The sequence below is a fragment of the Pseudaestuariivita sp. genome (assembly GCF_052825805.1).
Window position 1 is genome coordinate 361,679 of sequence record NZ_JBRBVB010000010.1, and the last position, 14,926, is coordinate 376,604.

A 14,926-nucleotide genomic window follows, 5' to 3' on the forward strand; every position below is an offset into this window, starting at 1 on the left:
AGGGCGTCCTAAAAGGCCGATTGCAGGCTCAGGCCAAACCCTGTCTCGGCGCCATCGAGCAGGTCGATCGTGCCGTCGGTCCGCTGCGTCTCGAGCCGTAGCGCTGGCACAAATCCGAGAAAATCCGCCTCACGGAAGACCAAAGTCACGTCGCCGCCGAAGGTGGTCTCGACCCGTGCGCCGCCGGTAAGTGCGGATTGATCGTGGCGCTTTTCAGCCGCCGTCACGCCGAAAGAAACGTCCATCCCCAGCACCGGCGCGCCGAGCGCAAGGCGCAAACCGGTGTCGCGGCGTGTGTAGGTCAGGTAGTCGGCGTCGGCTGCGCTCTCTTCCCACCCGAGCGACCAACTGAGGCGGGCGCCGCCGGGTAGGGCGCGCGCCAGCGTCATCCGGGCGCGGGTGATCCCGGCGTCGGGCCGCGTGCCAAGTCCGGCCTGCCATTCATGTCCCAACGAACCGGCCAGCAGCGTGCGCGGGCCGAGCGCCGTGCGCCCGGTCGCCGTCAGCTTGACGCTGTTCACATAGGGCGTCCCGCCGTACCAGAACCGCTGCGCCTCACCGGTCACGGACCACGCGCTGCGCCCATCTGCCGCCGTCCCCGACAGACGCAGGCCAAAGCCCAGCTCGGCAGTGTCGAAATCGCGCGCGTCGGCATCGGGCGCGCGGTCCCGCGCCGTGTCCGAGAGCCAGACCCGGCTCTGCTGTGCGGCATAAAGCAGGTCGACTTGCACAGCGCCGGTGTTCTGCCACCGGTACCGCCCGCGTATGCCCGCCGTCGCCTCGGTTCCCGGAAGCGCCCGGGCGCTGCCTTCAAGCGCGAAGGCCAGCGGCAGGCCAAAGAGCTCGGACGTGGCCGAGGCGCTGCCGCCGTTCACGTTGTCGCTTGGCGCGATGGAAAAGCTCAGCGTCGTTGACCACGGATTGCGCGCGCGCAAATAGCGAAAGTCGCGGATCGCGGTGGCACGGGCCTGCGGTGTCGGTGCGGCCTCAACCGCGCGGCGCAGCCACAGCTGCGCGCGGGTGCGCTGCCCCTGGCTCGAGAGCGCCTGCGCCTGGGCCAGCGCGGCGGCGTGGCGGTGGGGGCGCGTTTCGGCGAGACGCCACGCCTCCCGGCCCGCCTCCAACGCCTGCGCATGTTGTCCCAGATCACGCCGCGCGCGCGACAGGACCAGCCAGGCATCGATGTCGTTTGCATCCCGCGCAATCAGCGCCTCGGCCAGACCCGCAGCCTGATCCGCCCGGCCTTCAAGCACCGACCGCGCCGCGGCGGCGCGCATCTCGGACGGGGTGAGGGTGACGGTCTCGGCGGATGCCGGCATGGCAAACGACAGGCAAACGGACGCAATCCGAAGAAGCGCGCCGATGCGCGTCATTGGCGGTAGACGATAAAGCCGCCCGTTTCCTGCGCAGTCACGTTCTGGCGGCGCGGATCCTCTTCGGTCACGACGAGGACGCCCACGATCTCTTCGGCGTTGGCGCCGCCGAGGATGCCAAAATACTGGCCGCTTTGCAGGGATGTCGTCGTGCCGTCCGTGTAGCTGACGGTGCTGAACATGCCGCCCAAAAGCTCCCCGTTGGTGTCGGCGATGTCGGGGGAGACGGACGGCGCGAGGTTCGGCAGCACGTCGCCGCCCGCGCCCTGCGGACGGATGAGCGCCGCGGACTGGTTCTCTTCATCGAGGGCGGCGAGGTAGGCGTCGGTGATGTCGTTGCCCGCACTGTCGAAAAGGCGCCGGTCATAGACCACCAGCGCGACGCCGCTCTGCTGTTCGTTGAAGTCCTTGAAGTCGATCCGCACTTCGGCCGTGCCCTCGACATACTCGAGCCCGCCGCCGCCGCTGAAGACGCGCACCGCGGCGTAGTCGCCGAGGTATTGCGCGTCGCCTTCGGTCGGCAGCACGACGCCGCCATTCCTCTGGTAGATGAACCCGCCAAACCCGAAGGAGGCAAACCCGCCGCTGCGCACGATGGCGAACTCGGTCTGGCCGCTCGTCGAGCGCCCGTAGATGGCGCGGTAGGCGTTGGCCGGCAGGACGTTGCCTGTGACCGGGTCGGTGGCGGTGACGTCGGATTCGTAGACCGCGAAAGGCCCGAGGTTGCCGACGGACTGGCTCGCGCCCGCCGTGCCGCCGCGCACGTAGACGTTGTCCCCGTCAAAGGCGAGGTTGTCGACGCTAAACTCGTCCTGGCCCTGGTCGTTGTTATACTGGATGTTCTCGGCAAAGCCGCCGCCCTGCTCGTCGCGTGCCTCGTTGCGGAAGATCGACCCGCCGGGGGAGGGGTTGTCGGTGCCGGGAGGCAAGCCGCGTTCGCTCTCCCCGCCGGTCTCTCCACCCGCGCCTGTGCCGTCCGTCGTTTCCGGGTCTTCCTCGAACGGGTTGTCCTTGCCCGTGGAGCCGCTGCACGCCGCAAGCGCCGTCAGGACGGCCATAACCAAACTGATGTTGCGCATGCCTGCCCCTTTGGCTTCGCGTTTGGCGCCATCATCGAACACCGGGGAGGGAAGTCAATTCAGCCAGCACCCGCTTGGCGCGAGGTGAGGCTTTTGCGCGATACCGCATGTATGGGTTTGCCGACCCGCACCCACCATATAAAGTGAGGGTTCCTGCCATCTGCCAAAGCGAGTCGCCGCCATGCCCCTGACCCCGGACCAAGAGGCCGAAATCGCCGACCTGCGCAGCACCGCGCGCCCGACCTTGCGGACGGTCTCGGAGGGCGCGGAAAAGCACCTCTATACCGCGCATCCGGTGCTCGATCACGGCTTTGTCCGGCTGATCGACTACATGGGCGACGACGCCGCGATCTGTCAGGCGGCGCGGGTGAGCTATGGCAAGGGCACCAAGTCGGTGCAGAACGACGAGGGGTTGATCCGTTACCTGATGCGGCACTGGCACTCCACCCCGTTCGAGATGTGCGAGATCAAGCTGCACGTGAAACTGCCAGTGTTCGTGGCGCGCCAGTGGATCCGGCACCGGACGGCGAATGTGAACGAGTACTCGGCCCGCTACTCGATCCTCGACCGGGAGTTCTACATCCCCGCGCCCGACGCTTTGGCGGCGCAGTCTGTGGTCAACAACCAGGGCCGGGGGGAGGCGCTGTCGGGCGCCGAGGCCGAGCGCGTGTTGCGTTATCTCACGGACGACGCCATGCGCGCCTACGACCACTACGAAGAGATGATCAGCCAGGACGGCCAGCAGGGCCTCGCGCGCGAGCTTGCCCGGATGAACCTGCCCGCGAACATCTACACGCAGTGGTACTGGAAGGTCGACCTGCACAACCTCCTGCACTTCCTGCGCCTGCGCGCCGACACCCACGCCCAGTACGAAATCCGCGTCTACGCCGACGCGATCTGCAACATCGTCCGCGACTGGGTCCCCGCCGCCTACGCCGCCTTCGAGGACTACCGCTTGGGCGGCGCGACGTTGTCGGCCAAGGCGCTAGATTGCGTGCGCAGGATGCTCGCCGGGGAGACGGTTACGCAAGAGACGTCGGGCATGAGCAAGGGCGAGTGGCGTGAGTTCGATGGGGTGATTGGCGGCTAGGTCTGGTGCCCTACGCCGAAGACAGCTTTTTCACGCTGAGCCTGCAGGGGCAGGTTGGTTTGGTGCTTGTCGCTGCAGTGTTGGCGGGCCTTGCGGTTCTGATCGTTTGGCGCGGTGCAGCGCGATGGCCGCGTGTGTTATCTGTGGCGCTTGCGCTCATCGTCTTCACGCTCTTTGTCTGGCTGAGCCCGCAGGTCTACTACCAGTATTTTCGGCTGATCTTCGACGGCTTGCCGCAGCAGGTCGTGGTTAAGGCGTGGCCGGATGTGGGGCATGTGTGGCGGCTTCTGACCTTTGCCGAGCGGCCATCACTGAGCCATCACGGGCAAGGTTTGCTGGGGTGGGTTCTCGTGCTGATCGCGGTGCTGAGGCGGCGGGTCGCCAAAGGCTAAACCGCGTGCAGTGCGCGCAAAAACCGCCTCACCTGACGCAGAGTCAAAAGCGCCACACCTGACGCCAAACGGCGCCATGCCTTGGGATTGCCTTGACTTATCCACAGGTCTGCCAAATGCCTGATCCCATAAAAACAAAGTAAACCACTGTGAGGCAGACATGCGTATCCTTCTTTCCACGATTGCGGCTCTCGGGCTGACGGCGGCGGCGGCTCAGGCGGGCGACTGGCACAATTCCGGCGCGCACCCGGTCCACATCCACGCCTATAACTTTTGCCCGCACGGGCTGCAGCCGGTGACGCTGCATGGCGCGGTGTCCTGCGGACGTCCGAACGTGCATGTCCACCACCACGCACCGACGCGCACCTACACGGAAAGCGTCAGCGTCTCGAAGACCGTCACGCACACGCACACACGCTCGGTCACAGTCGGTGGTCACACCCACGGCCACCACGGCTGGCACGGCCACTGAGGCGGCAAGCCTTGCTCTTGTGATGATCTGGCCCGTGGCGTATGAGCGCCGCGAGCCAGTCGGAGCGAGCCATGCAAGGCAGTGCAAACCTCAATATCATGATGAAAGCCGCCCGCGCCGCCGGGCGGTCTTTGGTTAAGGACTTCCGCGAGGTCGAGAACCTCCAGGTCTCGATGAAGGGCGCGGGCGATTTCGTCAGCAAGGCCGACCTGCGCGCCGAAGAGATCCTGAGCGAGGCCCTGCGCGGCGCGCGCCCGACCTATGGCTGGCTGGCCGAGGAGGGCGGCGGCGAGGACGGCGAGGACCCAACGCGCCGCTGGATCGTCGATCCGCTCGATGGCACCACCAATTTTCTGCACGGGCTGCCGCACTGGGCGGTCTCCATCGCGCTCGAGCACAAGGGCCGGGTCGTCTCGGCGGTGGTCTTTGACGCGGCCAAGGACGAGCTTTTCTGGGCCGAAAAGGGCGCAGGCGCCTGGCTGAACGACAGCCGCATCCGGGTGTCGGGGCGGTCCAAGATGATCGAGAGCGTCTTTGCCACGGGGCTGCCGTTTGGCGGGCGTGCGGACCTGCCGGAGACGTTGCAAGAGCTGGCGCGGATCATGCCGACCTGCGCGGGCGTGCGGCGCTGGGGCTCTGCCGCGCTCGATTTGGCGTATGTGGCAGCGGGCCGGTACGAGGGCTACTGGGAGCGCCGCCTCAACGCGTGGGACGTGGCTGCAGGCATGTTGCTGGTCAAGGAGGCCGGCGGTCTGGTCGAGGCGCTCGACGAAGGGCGTGCGCCGATCGACGGGAATATCCTGTGCGCGAATGGGAACCTCTTTGACGGGTTGGCGAAGGTTATTCGGGCCTGAGTTTGGTAAGAGGCCCCGGATCAGGTCCGAGGCGCAGAGTTCCCAGCGTTTGGCGTATGCGCTCCAAGTCCCGGACTCGATGCGGGACCAAAAAATCCAGTTTCACCGTTCGACGTATGACACTCGCCTAACTCAAAGTACCCGCCTGATGGGAACCGTCAGGCCGCGCCATGCCGAAGGCATGCCTCTGGCATGACCCGCCCCAATGGGGCGGCGCGTTTGCGCCACCCCTCGGGACGGCGCGTGAACGTCAGTTTCGCTGGAGCCAATCGCGAAGTTTGAACTCTCGGCCCCGTCTACTCCCGATCCGACGGATGGTTCACCCCATCCACCCAGCCGATTTCGCCCAAATCCGGCGGCATGACGCCTTCGAGCGCGAAGACGTTCACGCCGAGCTCGTTGGGGTTCGAGCGGCGGCGGTGGTAGATGTAGATGCCGCAGGTCTTGCAAAAGTGGTGCTGCGCGGTGTGCGTGCCGAAGGTGTAGCGCGTCAGGTTGTCCTTGCCCTTGAGGAACGTCATGCCGTCCAAGGGTGCGCTGACTGCCGGTGAGCCACGCCGGCGGCAGAACGAGCAGTCGCAGCGGCGGGCGCTGTCGAGGCCCTCTTCGGCCAGCGTAACGTCAGCTTCGATCGCGCCGCAGTGGCAGGTTAGGCGGTAGGTCATCGGCGCGGCACTTTCGGGATCGAGCTTCGGGTCAGGGTGTATTTGGCCTCGGGATGCGGCGGGTGACCTTCGGTGCGGTCCCAAAACGCCGTGCCGCCGAGGCGCAGCCAGAGCGGCGCGGTCAGGACGATCCCGGCGATGAACCCGCCCGCATGCGCCCAGTAGGCGACGCCCCCGGCGGAGGTGTCGACGACAACGCCGTTGAACACCTGCAGCCCGAACCAGAGCCCCAGCATGATCCAGGCGGGGATCGGGAAGATGCGGAAAAAGACGATGAAGATGAAGAGGATGTCGACCTTGGCCTTGGGAAAGAGCAGCAGGTACCCGCCCATCACGCCCGCGATCGCGCCGGACGCGCCCACGGTGGGAATTTGAGAGTAGGGCTCAGAAATGAAGTGGATCAGCCCCGCCGCGAGGCCAGCCGCGAGATAGAAGACGAGGAAGGGGACATGGCCCATCTCGTCTTCCATGTTGTCGCCAAAGATGAACAAAAAGAGCATGTTGCCGGCGATGTGCATCCAGCCGCCATGCATGAACATGGAGGTGAAAAGCCCGCTCCACCCCTCTCCATCCGACATGCGCGCGGGGATCATCGCCCAGTCGAAATAGACGCGCAGGATCTCGTTCGAGTTTAGCAGGTGCTGGTAGCTGAGGAAGATCCCGACGTTGAGCGCGATCAGCGCGTAGGTGACGAAGGGCGTGCGCCCGGACGGGTTGTGATCACGGATGGGAAACATGCGCCGGACGGTAAAGGCCCGGCGCGCACGGTCAAGAGACCTCCGCCAAAAGCGCGGCGTTTCCGCCTGCCGCCGTCGTGTCGATGCACACGTGGCGCTCGTACCAGGCATGCGCGGTGTCGGGTTGGCCGGTGATGAGCGGGATAATGGGACCCGCGCGGCGGGCGAGGGCTTGGGCGAGAGGCTTGGCGGTTTCCGCGTCACCCCACCAGAGGACGCCGCCGAGGGTGGGTATGTCAATGAGTGCCTTGGGGTCGAGTGGGCTGTCCAACATGACAGCCTCGCCGCCGCGGGCGCGCACGGCGTCCGCTTGGGCTGCGATGGCGTCTTTGCCGGGGCCGAGGCAGAGAAACGGAGGGCGTGGGCGCAGGGCAAGGCGGTTCGATTCACCTGTGGGGCCGGGCAGGGAGGTTTGGTCGGGGCCGCTCGCCGCGCCGACTGGCGCGTCTCGCTTCGTGAAGCGGGCCACGTAGAGGGGGCCGCCCGCTTTGGGTCCGGTGCCGGAAAGCCCTTCGCCGCCAAAGGGTTGGCTGCCGACGACAGCGCCGATCTGGTTGCGGTTCACGTAGATGTTGCCGGCCTCGATCCGCTCAGCGATGTGCTGCACCCGGTCGTCGATCCGGGTTTGCAGCCCGAAGGTCAGCCCATAGCCCGTGGCGTTGATTGCGTCGATGACGGCGTCGATCTCGTCCGCCTCGAAGGTTGCGACATGCAGGACCGGGCCGAAGACTTCTTCGGTGAGGTCGGCGATGCCGGTGACCTCGATCAGGGTAGGTGCGACGAAGGTGCCGTGCTCCGGGCAAGGTGTTGCGTGCAGGACGCGGCCTTGCGCGCGGGCGGCGTCGATGTGATCCGCGATGCGCTCTTGCGCGGCGGCGTCGATGACCGGGCCGACGTCGGTTGCGATGTCCCAAGGGTCGCCGACGTGAAGCGCGTCCATTGCGCCCTTGAGCATGGTGATGAGATCCTCCGCGATGTCGCGCTGCACGTAGAGGCAGCGGAGGGCGGAGCAGCGCTGGCCGGCGGATTGGAACGCGCTTTCGACGATGGCGGTCACGGCTTGCTCGGGCAGGGCGGTGCTGTCGACGATCATCGCGTTGAGCCCGCCGGTTTCGGCGAGCAGCACGGCGCGGGGGTTGGCGTCCGCGAGGCTTTTCTGGATCGCCTTGGCCGTGGCGGTCGAGCCGGTAAAGGCGACGCCGTCGACGCGCGGGTCGGAGGTCAGCGCGATGCCGGGCTTGGTGCCGCCGGGCAGGAGCTGGAGCGCGGTGCGCGGTACGCCGGCCTGGTGCAGGAGCGCGACCGCGCGGGCGGCGATGAGCGGCGTCTGGGGGGCGGGCTTGGCGAGCACGGCATTGCAGGCGACAAGCGCCGCGGCGATCTGGCCGGTGAAGATGGCCAGCGGGAAGTTCCACGGCGAGATGCAGACGACCCGGCCAAGGGGCGCGGCATCGGGCTGCTGGTTGGCGTAGTAGCGCAGGAAGTCGACCGCCTCGCGCAGCTCGGCCACGCAATCGGGCAGGGTTTTGCCGGCCTCGCGGGCGAGGAGGGCAAAGAGTTCGGCGTGGTGCTCTTCATAGAGGTCGGCGGCGCGGCGGAGGATGTCGGCGCGGTCTGCAGCGTCCCAGGGCTCTGCGGCTGAGAAGGCCGTGTCGACGTTCTCCGCAGTTGCGGGCTGGACGGTGCCGGGGGACGGTGCGCCCAAGGGATTTTCCACGACTTCGGATGGCGAGGAGTGGGCCGTTTCGGCGAGCATGGGCGCGGCGCTCCATGTGGTCTCGGCAAATGCTGCGCGCGCATCCTCGAGCTCAGACAGCTTGGGGGGGTGATCCAGATCCCAGCCTTTGGAATTGGCGCGATCCGGGTAGAGGTCCGCGCCGGTGGGCAGGGTGCGGGGCGTCGCGGCGAGCGCCTCCCACGGGTCCTGCGCCACAACCGCAGGCGGCACGCCCTCGTCGACGATCTGGTTGACGAAGGACGAATTGGCGCCGTTTTCGAGCAGGCGCCGGACGAGGTAGGCAAGCAAGTCGCGGTGGGCGCCGACGGGCGCGTAGATGCGGCAGCGCGTGCCGGCATCCTGCATCACCAGCCGGTGCAGCGCCTCGCCCATGCCGTGCAAGCGCTGAAACTCATAACTCTCCGCCGGGGCCTGCATGTCGAGGATCGCCGCCACCGTATGCGCGTTGTGCGTGGCGAACTGCGGGTAGAGGTGGTCCGTCATCCCCAAGAGCTTGCGCGCGTTCGCGATGTAGGAGATGTCGGTCGCCGCCTTGTGCGTGAAGACAGGGAAGGCATCGAGGCCAGCGACTTGCGCCGCCTTGATCTCGGTGTCCCAGTAGGCGCCTTTGACCAGCCGGACCATCAACTTGCGGTTGTGCTTGCGTGCTGTGGCATGGAGCCAGTCGATCACCGCCTCGGCGCGTTTGCCGTAAGCCTGCACGACGACGCCAAACCCGTCCCAGCCGTCCAGAGCCGGGTCCGCCAGCACCGCGTCGATCACGTCGAGCGAGAGGCCGAGGCGGTTCGCTTCCTCGGCGTCGACGTTGAGCCCGATGCGCGCGTTCTTGGCAAGCCGTGCAAGCTCGGCCAGGCGCGGGGCGACGACGGCCATGACGTGCGCGTGCTGGGCGGGCTCGTAGCGCGGCGAGAGGGCCGAGAGCTTGACCGAGATGCCGGGGTTCTGGCGGATGTCGTCGTGGGTTGCAGCCTTGGCGATGGCAGCGATCGCACGTGCATAGGCGGCGTGATACCGGGCGGCGTCGCCTTCGGTTTTGGCCGCCTCGCCCAGCATGTCGTAGCTGTAGGTAAAGCACTGCACCTCCATCTTGGCGGCGCGGTCCATGGCAGAGGCGATGGTCTCGCCTAGCACGAACTGCCGGCCCATTTCCTTCATCGCGCGGGAGACGGCCTTGCGGATGACGGGCTCCCCGAGGCGTTTGATGGCGCCGCGCAGGTGGCCGACCGGGCCGGGGGGCGTGTCGGCGATGACCTTGCCGGTCAGCATGAGCGCCCAGGTCGAGGCGTTGACGAGGGGGGAGGTCGAATGTCCGAGGTGTTTGCCCCAGTCGGAGGGGGCGATCTTGTCCTCGATCAGCGCGTCGATGGTCTCGGCGTCCGGCACGCGCAAGAGCGCCTCGGCCAGGCACATGAGCGCGACGCCTTCGTCGGTCGAGAGGCCATACTCGGCGAGGAAGACCTCCATCAGCCCGGGATCGGTTGTGCCACGGATGCGAGAGACAAGCGCCGCGCCATGGGCTGCGATGCGTGCGCGGTCGCCCGTGTCCAGCGCGGCGAGCTCAGTCATACGGGCGATCTGGCGTGCCTCGTCTGCGTAGGTCAGGGCGTCGATCGTTTGGCGGAGGGCGGCGCGGTCTTCGGACATGGCGGCTTCCTTAACATAAAGTGCCTAGGGTCATGTGGTGATTATATGCCGCATTGTGCAGGAGAGTTCCTTGTGGTTCGACATATGCCGGGAGAAAGACCTGAGGACGTATGTTTTGGAAGACGATCTGACTTTGGACGGATACGATCGGGCCATCCTGGATGAGCTGGCGCGGGATGGACGGATCACTGTGACGGAGCTTGCCACACGCATCCATTTGTCGAAGTCGCCGACGCAAGCGCGGCTCAAGCGGCTGGAGGCGAGCGGCGTGATCGTGGGTTACCGCGCGCTGCTCGACCCGATCCGGCTGGGTCTGGCGCATGTCGCCTTTGTCGAGGTGCGGCTGAACGACACGCGGGAGGTGGCATTGTCGGCCTTCAACGCCGGTGTCGCGCGCATCGGGGAGGTCGAGGAGGCGCATATGATCGCTGGCAATTTCGACTACCTGCTCAAGGTGCGCACGGCCGATATGACGGCCTATCGCCGGGTGCTGGCCGAAGAGATCTCGCAGCTGCCGCATGTCGCCTCGACCTCGACCTTTGTGGCGATGCAGGCGGTCAAGGAGGCCGGGACGGAGGCGCTCGGGGCTTGATTTGCGGCGCGGCTGCGCCATGCTCAAACGTATGAGACATGCAATTGCCTTCCTCGCCCTGATGGCTGGCCCGGTGCTGGCGGAGACCTGTCCCGAGACGCCGGACCGCAGCGCGGAGGTCGACAAGCTTTATGCCGAGTTGGCGATGGCGCCTTCCGAGCAGGTCGCGCGGCCGCTCAACGCGCAGCTGTGGGAGATTTGGCTCGACGCGCCGGACCGGCTCTCCCAGCGGTTCCTCGACGATGGGATGCGCCAGCGACAGTACTCGAACTACGTGGGCGCGATCATCAATTTCGACGCGCTGGTGAACTACTGCCCGGCCTATGCCGAGGGGTACAACCAGCGCGCCTTCGCCAACTTTCTGCGCGCCGATTTCGAGGCAGCGCTGGAGGACCTCGACAAGGCGCTCGAGCTGCAGCCGCGGCACCTCGGCGCGATGAGTGGCAAGGCGCTGACGCTGATGGGGCTCGAGCGGGACGAGGAGGCGCAGGCGGTGCTGCGCGCGGCGCTCAAGCTCAACCCCTGGATGAGCGAGCGGCGGTTCCTCAAGGACGCCGAGGGCGGTCCCGAGATCAAGCTCTGAGCCTCTCTAGCGCAAAGATTTGACCTTTTGTCCCGCGCGGGCCTCGCCTAGACAGGCACGCGTGCCCGCGTGATGGAATGGTAGACATAGGGGACTTAAAATCCCTAGGCCTTGTGCCGTGCCGGTTCGAGTCCGGCCGCGGGTACCACCTTTGCCCTTGTTCGTGTCTGCCGCGGTGCTAAGCCGGTTGGCATGAGACTGATGTTCCTAGGCGATGTGATGGGCCGTGCGGGCCGTGCGGCGGTGGCGTCCGAGTTGCCGAAGCTGCGCGCGGCATGGAAGCTCGATTTTGTCGTGGTCAATGGCGAGAACGCGTCGAACGGCGCGGGCCTGACGGCAGCGCATGCCGAGGTGCTGTTCGAGGCGGGCGCGGATTGTGTGACGCTGGGTGACCACGCGTTCGACCAAAAGGACATGCTGCGCGCCATCGAGGAGGACAGCCGCATTCTGCGTCCGTTGAATTTCGCCAAGGGCGCGCCGGGCCGGGGTGCGCGGCTTTTCGAGGCGACGCGGGGCCGCAAGGTGCTGGTGGTGCAGGTGCTGGGCCAGGTCTTTATGAAGCGCCCGTTCGACGATCCCTTCAGCGCGGTCGAGACGGCTGTGAAGCCTTATCCGTTGGGCGGGCAGGCGCAGGCGGTGCTGATCGACGTGCATGCAGAGGCGACCTCGGAGAAGATGGCGCTGGGGCATTACGTGGACGGCAAGGCGTCGCTGGTGGTCGGCACGCACACGCATGTGCCGACAGGCGACGCGCAGATCCTGCCGGGCGGGACGGCGTATCTGACGGATGCCGGCATGTGCGGCGACTACAATTCGGTGATCGGGATGGAGAAGGCCGAGCCGCTGCGCCGTTTCATCACCGGGATGCCGAAGGGGCGGTTCCAGCCGGCGCTCGAGGAGGCGACCCTGTCGGGCGTCTATGTCGAGACCGATGACCGGACGGGCAAGGCCACGCGGATCGAGATGGTCCGACATGGCGGGCGTCTGCAGCAGGCCGGTCCAGCGCCGGTGACGGGCCTTTGAACCGCGCGCAGGCGCTGGCCGCGCTCCTGACGCTTGGCGCGGGGTGGGGGCTTTCGATCCCGCTGGCCAAGGTGGCGGTCTCGACCGGGTATCAGCCGCTTGGACTTATATTTTGGCAATTCGCGATCGGGGCCGTCGCGCTGGGCGTGATCCTGTTTGTGCAGCGCCGGTTGGCGCCGCTGCTGCGCGCGGGGCGAGCGCAGGTTGCGATGTGGGTGCTGATCGCTCTGATCGGTACGCTGCTTCCGAACTCTGCGTCCTACACGGCGGCGGTGCATCTGCCGGGCGGCGTCCTGTCGATCGTGATCGCGACGGTGCCGATGTTTGCATTTCCCATCGCGGTTCTGCTGGGCAACGACCGGTTCGGCTGGACGCGGCTCACGGGGCTAGTGTGCGGCCTTGTGGGCGTGATCCTGCTTGCCGCGCCGGGTGCGGGAGCCGTGGCTGCGGCGCTCTCGGTCTGGGTGCTGGTCGCGCTGATCGCGCCGATTTTCTACGGCGTCGAGGGCAACGTGGTCGCCCGGTTCGGTACCGCCGGGATGGACGCGGTGCAGGTGCTCTTTGGCGCGTCGGTCGTCGGCGTGATCCTGAGCCTGCCGCTCGTCCTTTGGTCGGGCCAGTGGATCGACCCGCGCGGGCCTTATACGGCAGCCGATGGCGCGCTGGTGCTCTCCTCGCTGGTGCACGCGCTGGTCTATGCCGGCTACGTGAGCCTTGTCGGGAGGGCGGGGCCGGTCTTTGCGGCGCAGGCGTCGTATCTGGTGACGCTCTTTGGCGTCATCTGGTCGATGCTGCTTCTGGGGGAGCGGTATCAGGGCGCGCTTTGGCTGGCGCTGGCCGTCATGCTGCTTGGCCTCTTTCTGGTGCAGCCGCGCGAGGTGCGGCGCGGGCTGGTGGGCCGATGATCGAGGCGCTTGCCGTCTCTGCTCCGGCGCAGCCGATCGTGGCGCTCTGTGTCGTTGGGCTGATGTTCGTCCTCTTTGTGCGGGAGGTCTACCCGGCGGAGGTCGTCGCCCTTTTTGGCGTCGCCGTGCTGCTCGTCACGGGCGTGTTGCCGTATGACGCGGCGCTCGATGTCCTGTCGAACCCGGCGCCGTGGACCATCGGAGCGATGTTCATCGTCATGGGCGCGCTGGTGCGGACCGGCGGGCTCGACGCCTTCACGCGCTACGCCGACGGGTTTGCGGCAAAGTCACCCGCGCTGGCTGTGGCGGTGCTGATGGCCTTTGTCATCCTCATGTCGGCGGTGGTGTCGAACACTCCGGTGGTGGTCGTGATGATCCCGGTCTTTGTTCAGCTGGCCAAGACGATGGGGCTGTCCGCCTCGAAGCTGCTCATTCCGCTCTCTTATGCGGCCATCCTTGGCGGTACGCTCACGCTGATCGGGACCTCGACGAACCTGCTGGTCGATGGTGTGGCGCGGGCAGAGGGGCTGGAGGCGTTCACCATCTTTGAAGTGACGCCGCTGGGCCTGATCCTGATCGTGTGGGGGATGCTCTACCTACGCTTCATCGCGCCGCGCCTGCTGCCGGACCGCGATTCCATGGCGCAGCTTTTGAGTGACCGCAGCCGGATGAAGTTCTTTACCGAGGCGGTGATCCCGCCGGAGTCGAACCTGATCGGGCGCGAGGTGACGGGGGTGCAGCTGTTCCAGCGTGAAGGCGTGCGGCTGATCGACGTGATCCGGGGTGACGTCTCGCTGCGGCGCAACCTGCAGGGCGTGATGCTCGAAGTCGGCGACCGGGTCGTGCTGCGCACGCAGATGACCGAGCTGCTCTCGCTCCAGCGCAACAAGGAGCTGAAGCGCGTCGATCAGGTCTCCGCCGTCGAGACGACCACCGTCGAAGTGCTCGTGACCCCGGGATGCAAGATGGTCGGCCGCTCGCTAGGCACGCTGCGGCTGCGGCGGCGCTATGGCGTCTACTCGCTCGCGGTGCACAGGCGGGCGCAAAACATCGGGCGGGCGCTCGACGAGATCGTGGTGCGCGTGGGCGACACGCTGCTGCTCGAAGGGGCGCCGGGCGACATCCAGCGGCTCGCGGTCGACATGGACATGGTCGATGTCTCCAAACCCTCGGCGCAGGCGTTTCGGCGGAGCCGGGCGCCGTTGGCGATTGCCGCGCTCGTCGCGCTGGTCGCGCTGGCGGGGTTCGGCGTGGCGCCGATCTTCCTGCTGAGTGTGCTCGCCGTGGCGCTGGTTCTGGTCACGCGTTGCATTGACGCGGACGAGGCGTTTTCCTTTGTCGACGGGCGGCTCCTCGCGCTGATCTTTGCGATGCTGGCGGTGGGCGCCGCGCTGCAAGCCTCGGGTGCGGTGACGCTGATTGTCGGTCTGATCGCACCCTATCTGCAGGGGCTTTCGCCGTTCCTCCTGGTCTGGGCGGTGTACCTGCTGACTTCCGTGCTGACCGAGCTGGTTTCGAACAACGCGGTCGCCGTGGTGGTGACCCCGGTTGCGATTGGTCTCGCGGAGGCGATGGGCGTCGATGCGCGCCCGCTCGTCGTCGCCGTCATGGTCGCGGCCTCCGCCAGCTTTGCCACGCCCATCGGGTACCAGACCAACATGCTGGTCTATGGCCCGGGCGGGTACAAGTTCACCGATTTCATGCGCGTGGGCATTCCGCTCAACCTCAGCGTGGGCTTGCTGGCGAGCGCGGTGATCCCGTTTATCTGGCCGCTTTAGG

The 14,926-nt window shown here is 66.8% G+C and carries 14 protein-coding genes and 1 tRNA gene; 10 read left to right on the forward strand and 5 right to left on the reverse strand.

What is annotated here, in order from left to right; translation table 11 throughout:
* Positions 1-8: 8 nt before the first annotated feature.
* Together ACU0B3_RS13400 and ACU0B3_RS13405 are read right to left on the reverse strand one after the other, a co-directional pair.
* The gene (locus ACU0B3_RS13400) at positions 9-1,319 is read right to left on the reverse strand and encodes a hypothetical protein (RefSeq protein ID WP_446261359.1); all 1,311 of its coding nucleotides are present in this window, start codon (positions 1,317-1,319) and stop codon (positions 9-11) included.
* Between the two features lie 50 nt (positions 1,320-1,369).
* Entirely contained in the window at positions 1,370-2,452 is a 1,083-nt protein-coding gene (locus tag ACU0B3_RS13405) for a hypothetical protein (protein WP_446261360.1), read from the reverse strand.
* A gap of 181 nt (positions 2,453-2,633) precedes the next feature.
* On the opposite strand from ACU0B3_RS13405, the gene thyX reads away from it, so the two are divergent.
* The 4 genes from thyX to ACU0B3_RS13425 all read left to right on the forward strand — a co-directional run bounded on the left by thyX (position 2,634) and on the right by ACU0B3_RS13425 (position 5,260).
* Positions 2,634-3,542: an FAD-dependent thymidylate synthase gene (gene thyX / locus ACU0B3_RS13410; RefSeq protein ID WP_446261361.1), complete on the forward strand. Its 909-nt coding sequence runs from the start codon at positions 2,634-2,636 to the stop codon at positions 3,540-3,542.
* 5 nt (positions 3,543-3,547) lie between these two features.
* On the forward strand, positions 3,548-3,934 hold the full coding sequence (locus tag ACU0B3_RS13415) for a hypothetical protein (RefSeq protein ID WP_446261362.1): 387 nt from the start codon (positions 3,548-3,550) through the stop codon (positions 3,932-3,934).
* 160 nt (positions 3,935-4,094) lie between these two features.
* Positions 4,095-4,406: a hypothetical protein gene (locus ACU0B3_RS13420; protein WP_446261363.1), complete on the forward strand. Its 312-nt coding sequence runs from the start codon at positions 4,095-4,097 to the stop codon at positions 4,404-4,406.
* Between the two features lie 71 nt (positions 4,407-4,477).
* Positions 4,478-5,260, forward strand: a complete 783-nt coding sequence (locus ACU0B3_RS13425) for an inositol monophosphatase family protein (RefSeq protein WP_446261364.1) — start codon at positions 4,478-4,480, stop codon at positions 5,258-5,260.
* A gap of 296 nt (positions 5,261-5,556) precedes the next feature.
* Here the strand turns inward: ACU0B3_RS13425 and ACU0B3_RS13430 are convergent, their stop codons facing one another.
* From ACU0B3_RS13430 to putA, 3 genes are read right to left on the reverse strand one after another with little or no spacing between them, the layout of a single operon-like run.
* The gene (locus ACU0B3_RS13430) at positions 5,557-5,925 is read right to left on the reverse strand and encodes a GFA family protein (protein ID WP_446261365.1); all 369 of its coding nucleotides are present in this window, start codon (positions 5,923-5,925) and stop codon (positions 5,557-5,559) included.
* The gene (locus ACU0B3_RS13435) at positions 5,922-6,662 is read right to left on the reverse strand and encodes a rhomboid family intramembrane serine protease (RefSeq protein WP_446261366.1); all 741 of its coding nucleotides are present in this window, start codon (positions 6,660-6,662) and stop codon (positions 5,922-5,924) included. The genes ACU0B3_RS13430 and ACU0B3_RS13435 overlap by 4 nt, the downstream gene beginning before the upstream one ends.
* A 31-nt stretch (positions 6,663-6,693) precedes the next feature.
* Complete coding sequence (putA, locus tag ACU0B3_RS13440) at positions 6,694-10,044, reverse strand: bifunctional proline dehydrogenase/L-glutamate gamma-semialdehyde dehydrogenase PutA (RefSeq protein WP_446261367.1); 3,351 nt, start codon at positions 10,042-10,044, stop codon at positions 6,694-6,696.
* A gap of 115 nt (positions 10,045-10,159) precedes the next feature.
* On the opposite strand from putA, the gene ACU0B3_RS13445 reads away from it, so the two are divergent.
* From ACU0B3_RS13445 to ACU0B3_RS13470, 6 genes are all read left to right on the forward strand, one after another.
* Positions 10,160-10,636 carry an Lrp/AsnC family transcriptional regulator gene (locus tag ACU0B3_RS13445; RefSeq protein ID WP_446261368.1) on the forward strand — a complete coding sequence of 159 codons (477 nt, stop codon included), beginning with the start codon at positions 10,160-10,162 and terminating at the stop codon, positions 10,634-10,636.
* Positions 10,637-10,667: 31 nt separating this feature from the next.
* The gene (locus ACU0B3_RS13450) at positions 10,668-11,219 is read left to right on the forward strand and encodes a tetratricopeptide repeat protein (protein ID WP_446261369.1); all 552 of its coding nucleotides are present in this window, start codon (positions 10,668-10,670) and stop codon (positions 11,217-11,219) included.
* A 63-nt stretch (positions 11,220-11,282) separates the two neighbouring features.
* Positions 11,283-11,367: transfer RNA gene (locus ACU0B3_RS13455), tRNA-Leu, on the forward strand.
* A gap of 44 nt (positions 11,368-11,411) precedes the next feature.
* Complete coding sequence (locus ACU0B3_RS13460; RefSeq protein WP_446261370.1) at positions 11,412-12,242, forward strand: TIGR00282 family metallophosphoesterase; 831 nt, start codon at positions 11,412-11,414, stop codon at positions 12,240-12,242.
* Positions 12,239-13,147, forward strand: a complete 909-nt coding sequence (locus tag ACU0B3_RS13465) for a DMT family transporter (protein WP_446261371.1) — start codon at positions 12,239-12,241, stop codon at positions 13,145-13,147. Before ACU0B3_RS13460 ends, ACU0B3_RS13465 begins: the two co-directional genes overlap by 4 nt.
* Positions 13,144-14,925: an SLC13 family permease gene (locus tag ACU0B3_RS13470; RefSeq protein ID WP_446261372.1), complete on the forward strand. Its 1,782-nt coding sequence runs from the start codon at positions 13,144-13,146 to the stop codon at positions 14,923-14,925. Before ACU0B3_RS13465 ends, ACU0B3_RS13470 begins: the two co-directional genes overlap by 4 nt.
* Position 14,926 lies beyond the last annotated feature (1 nt).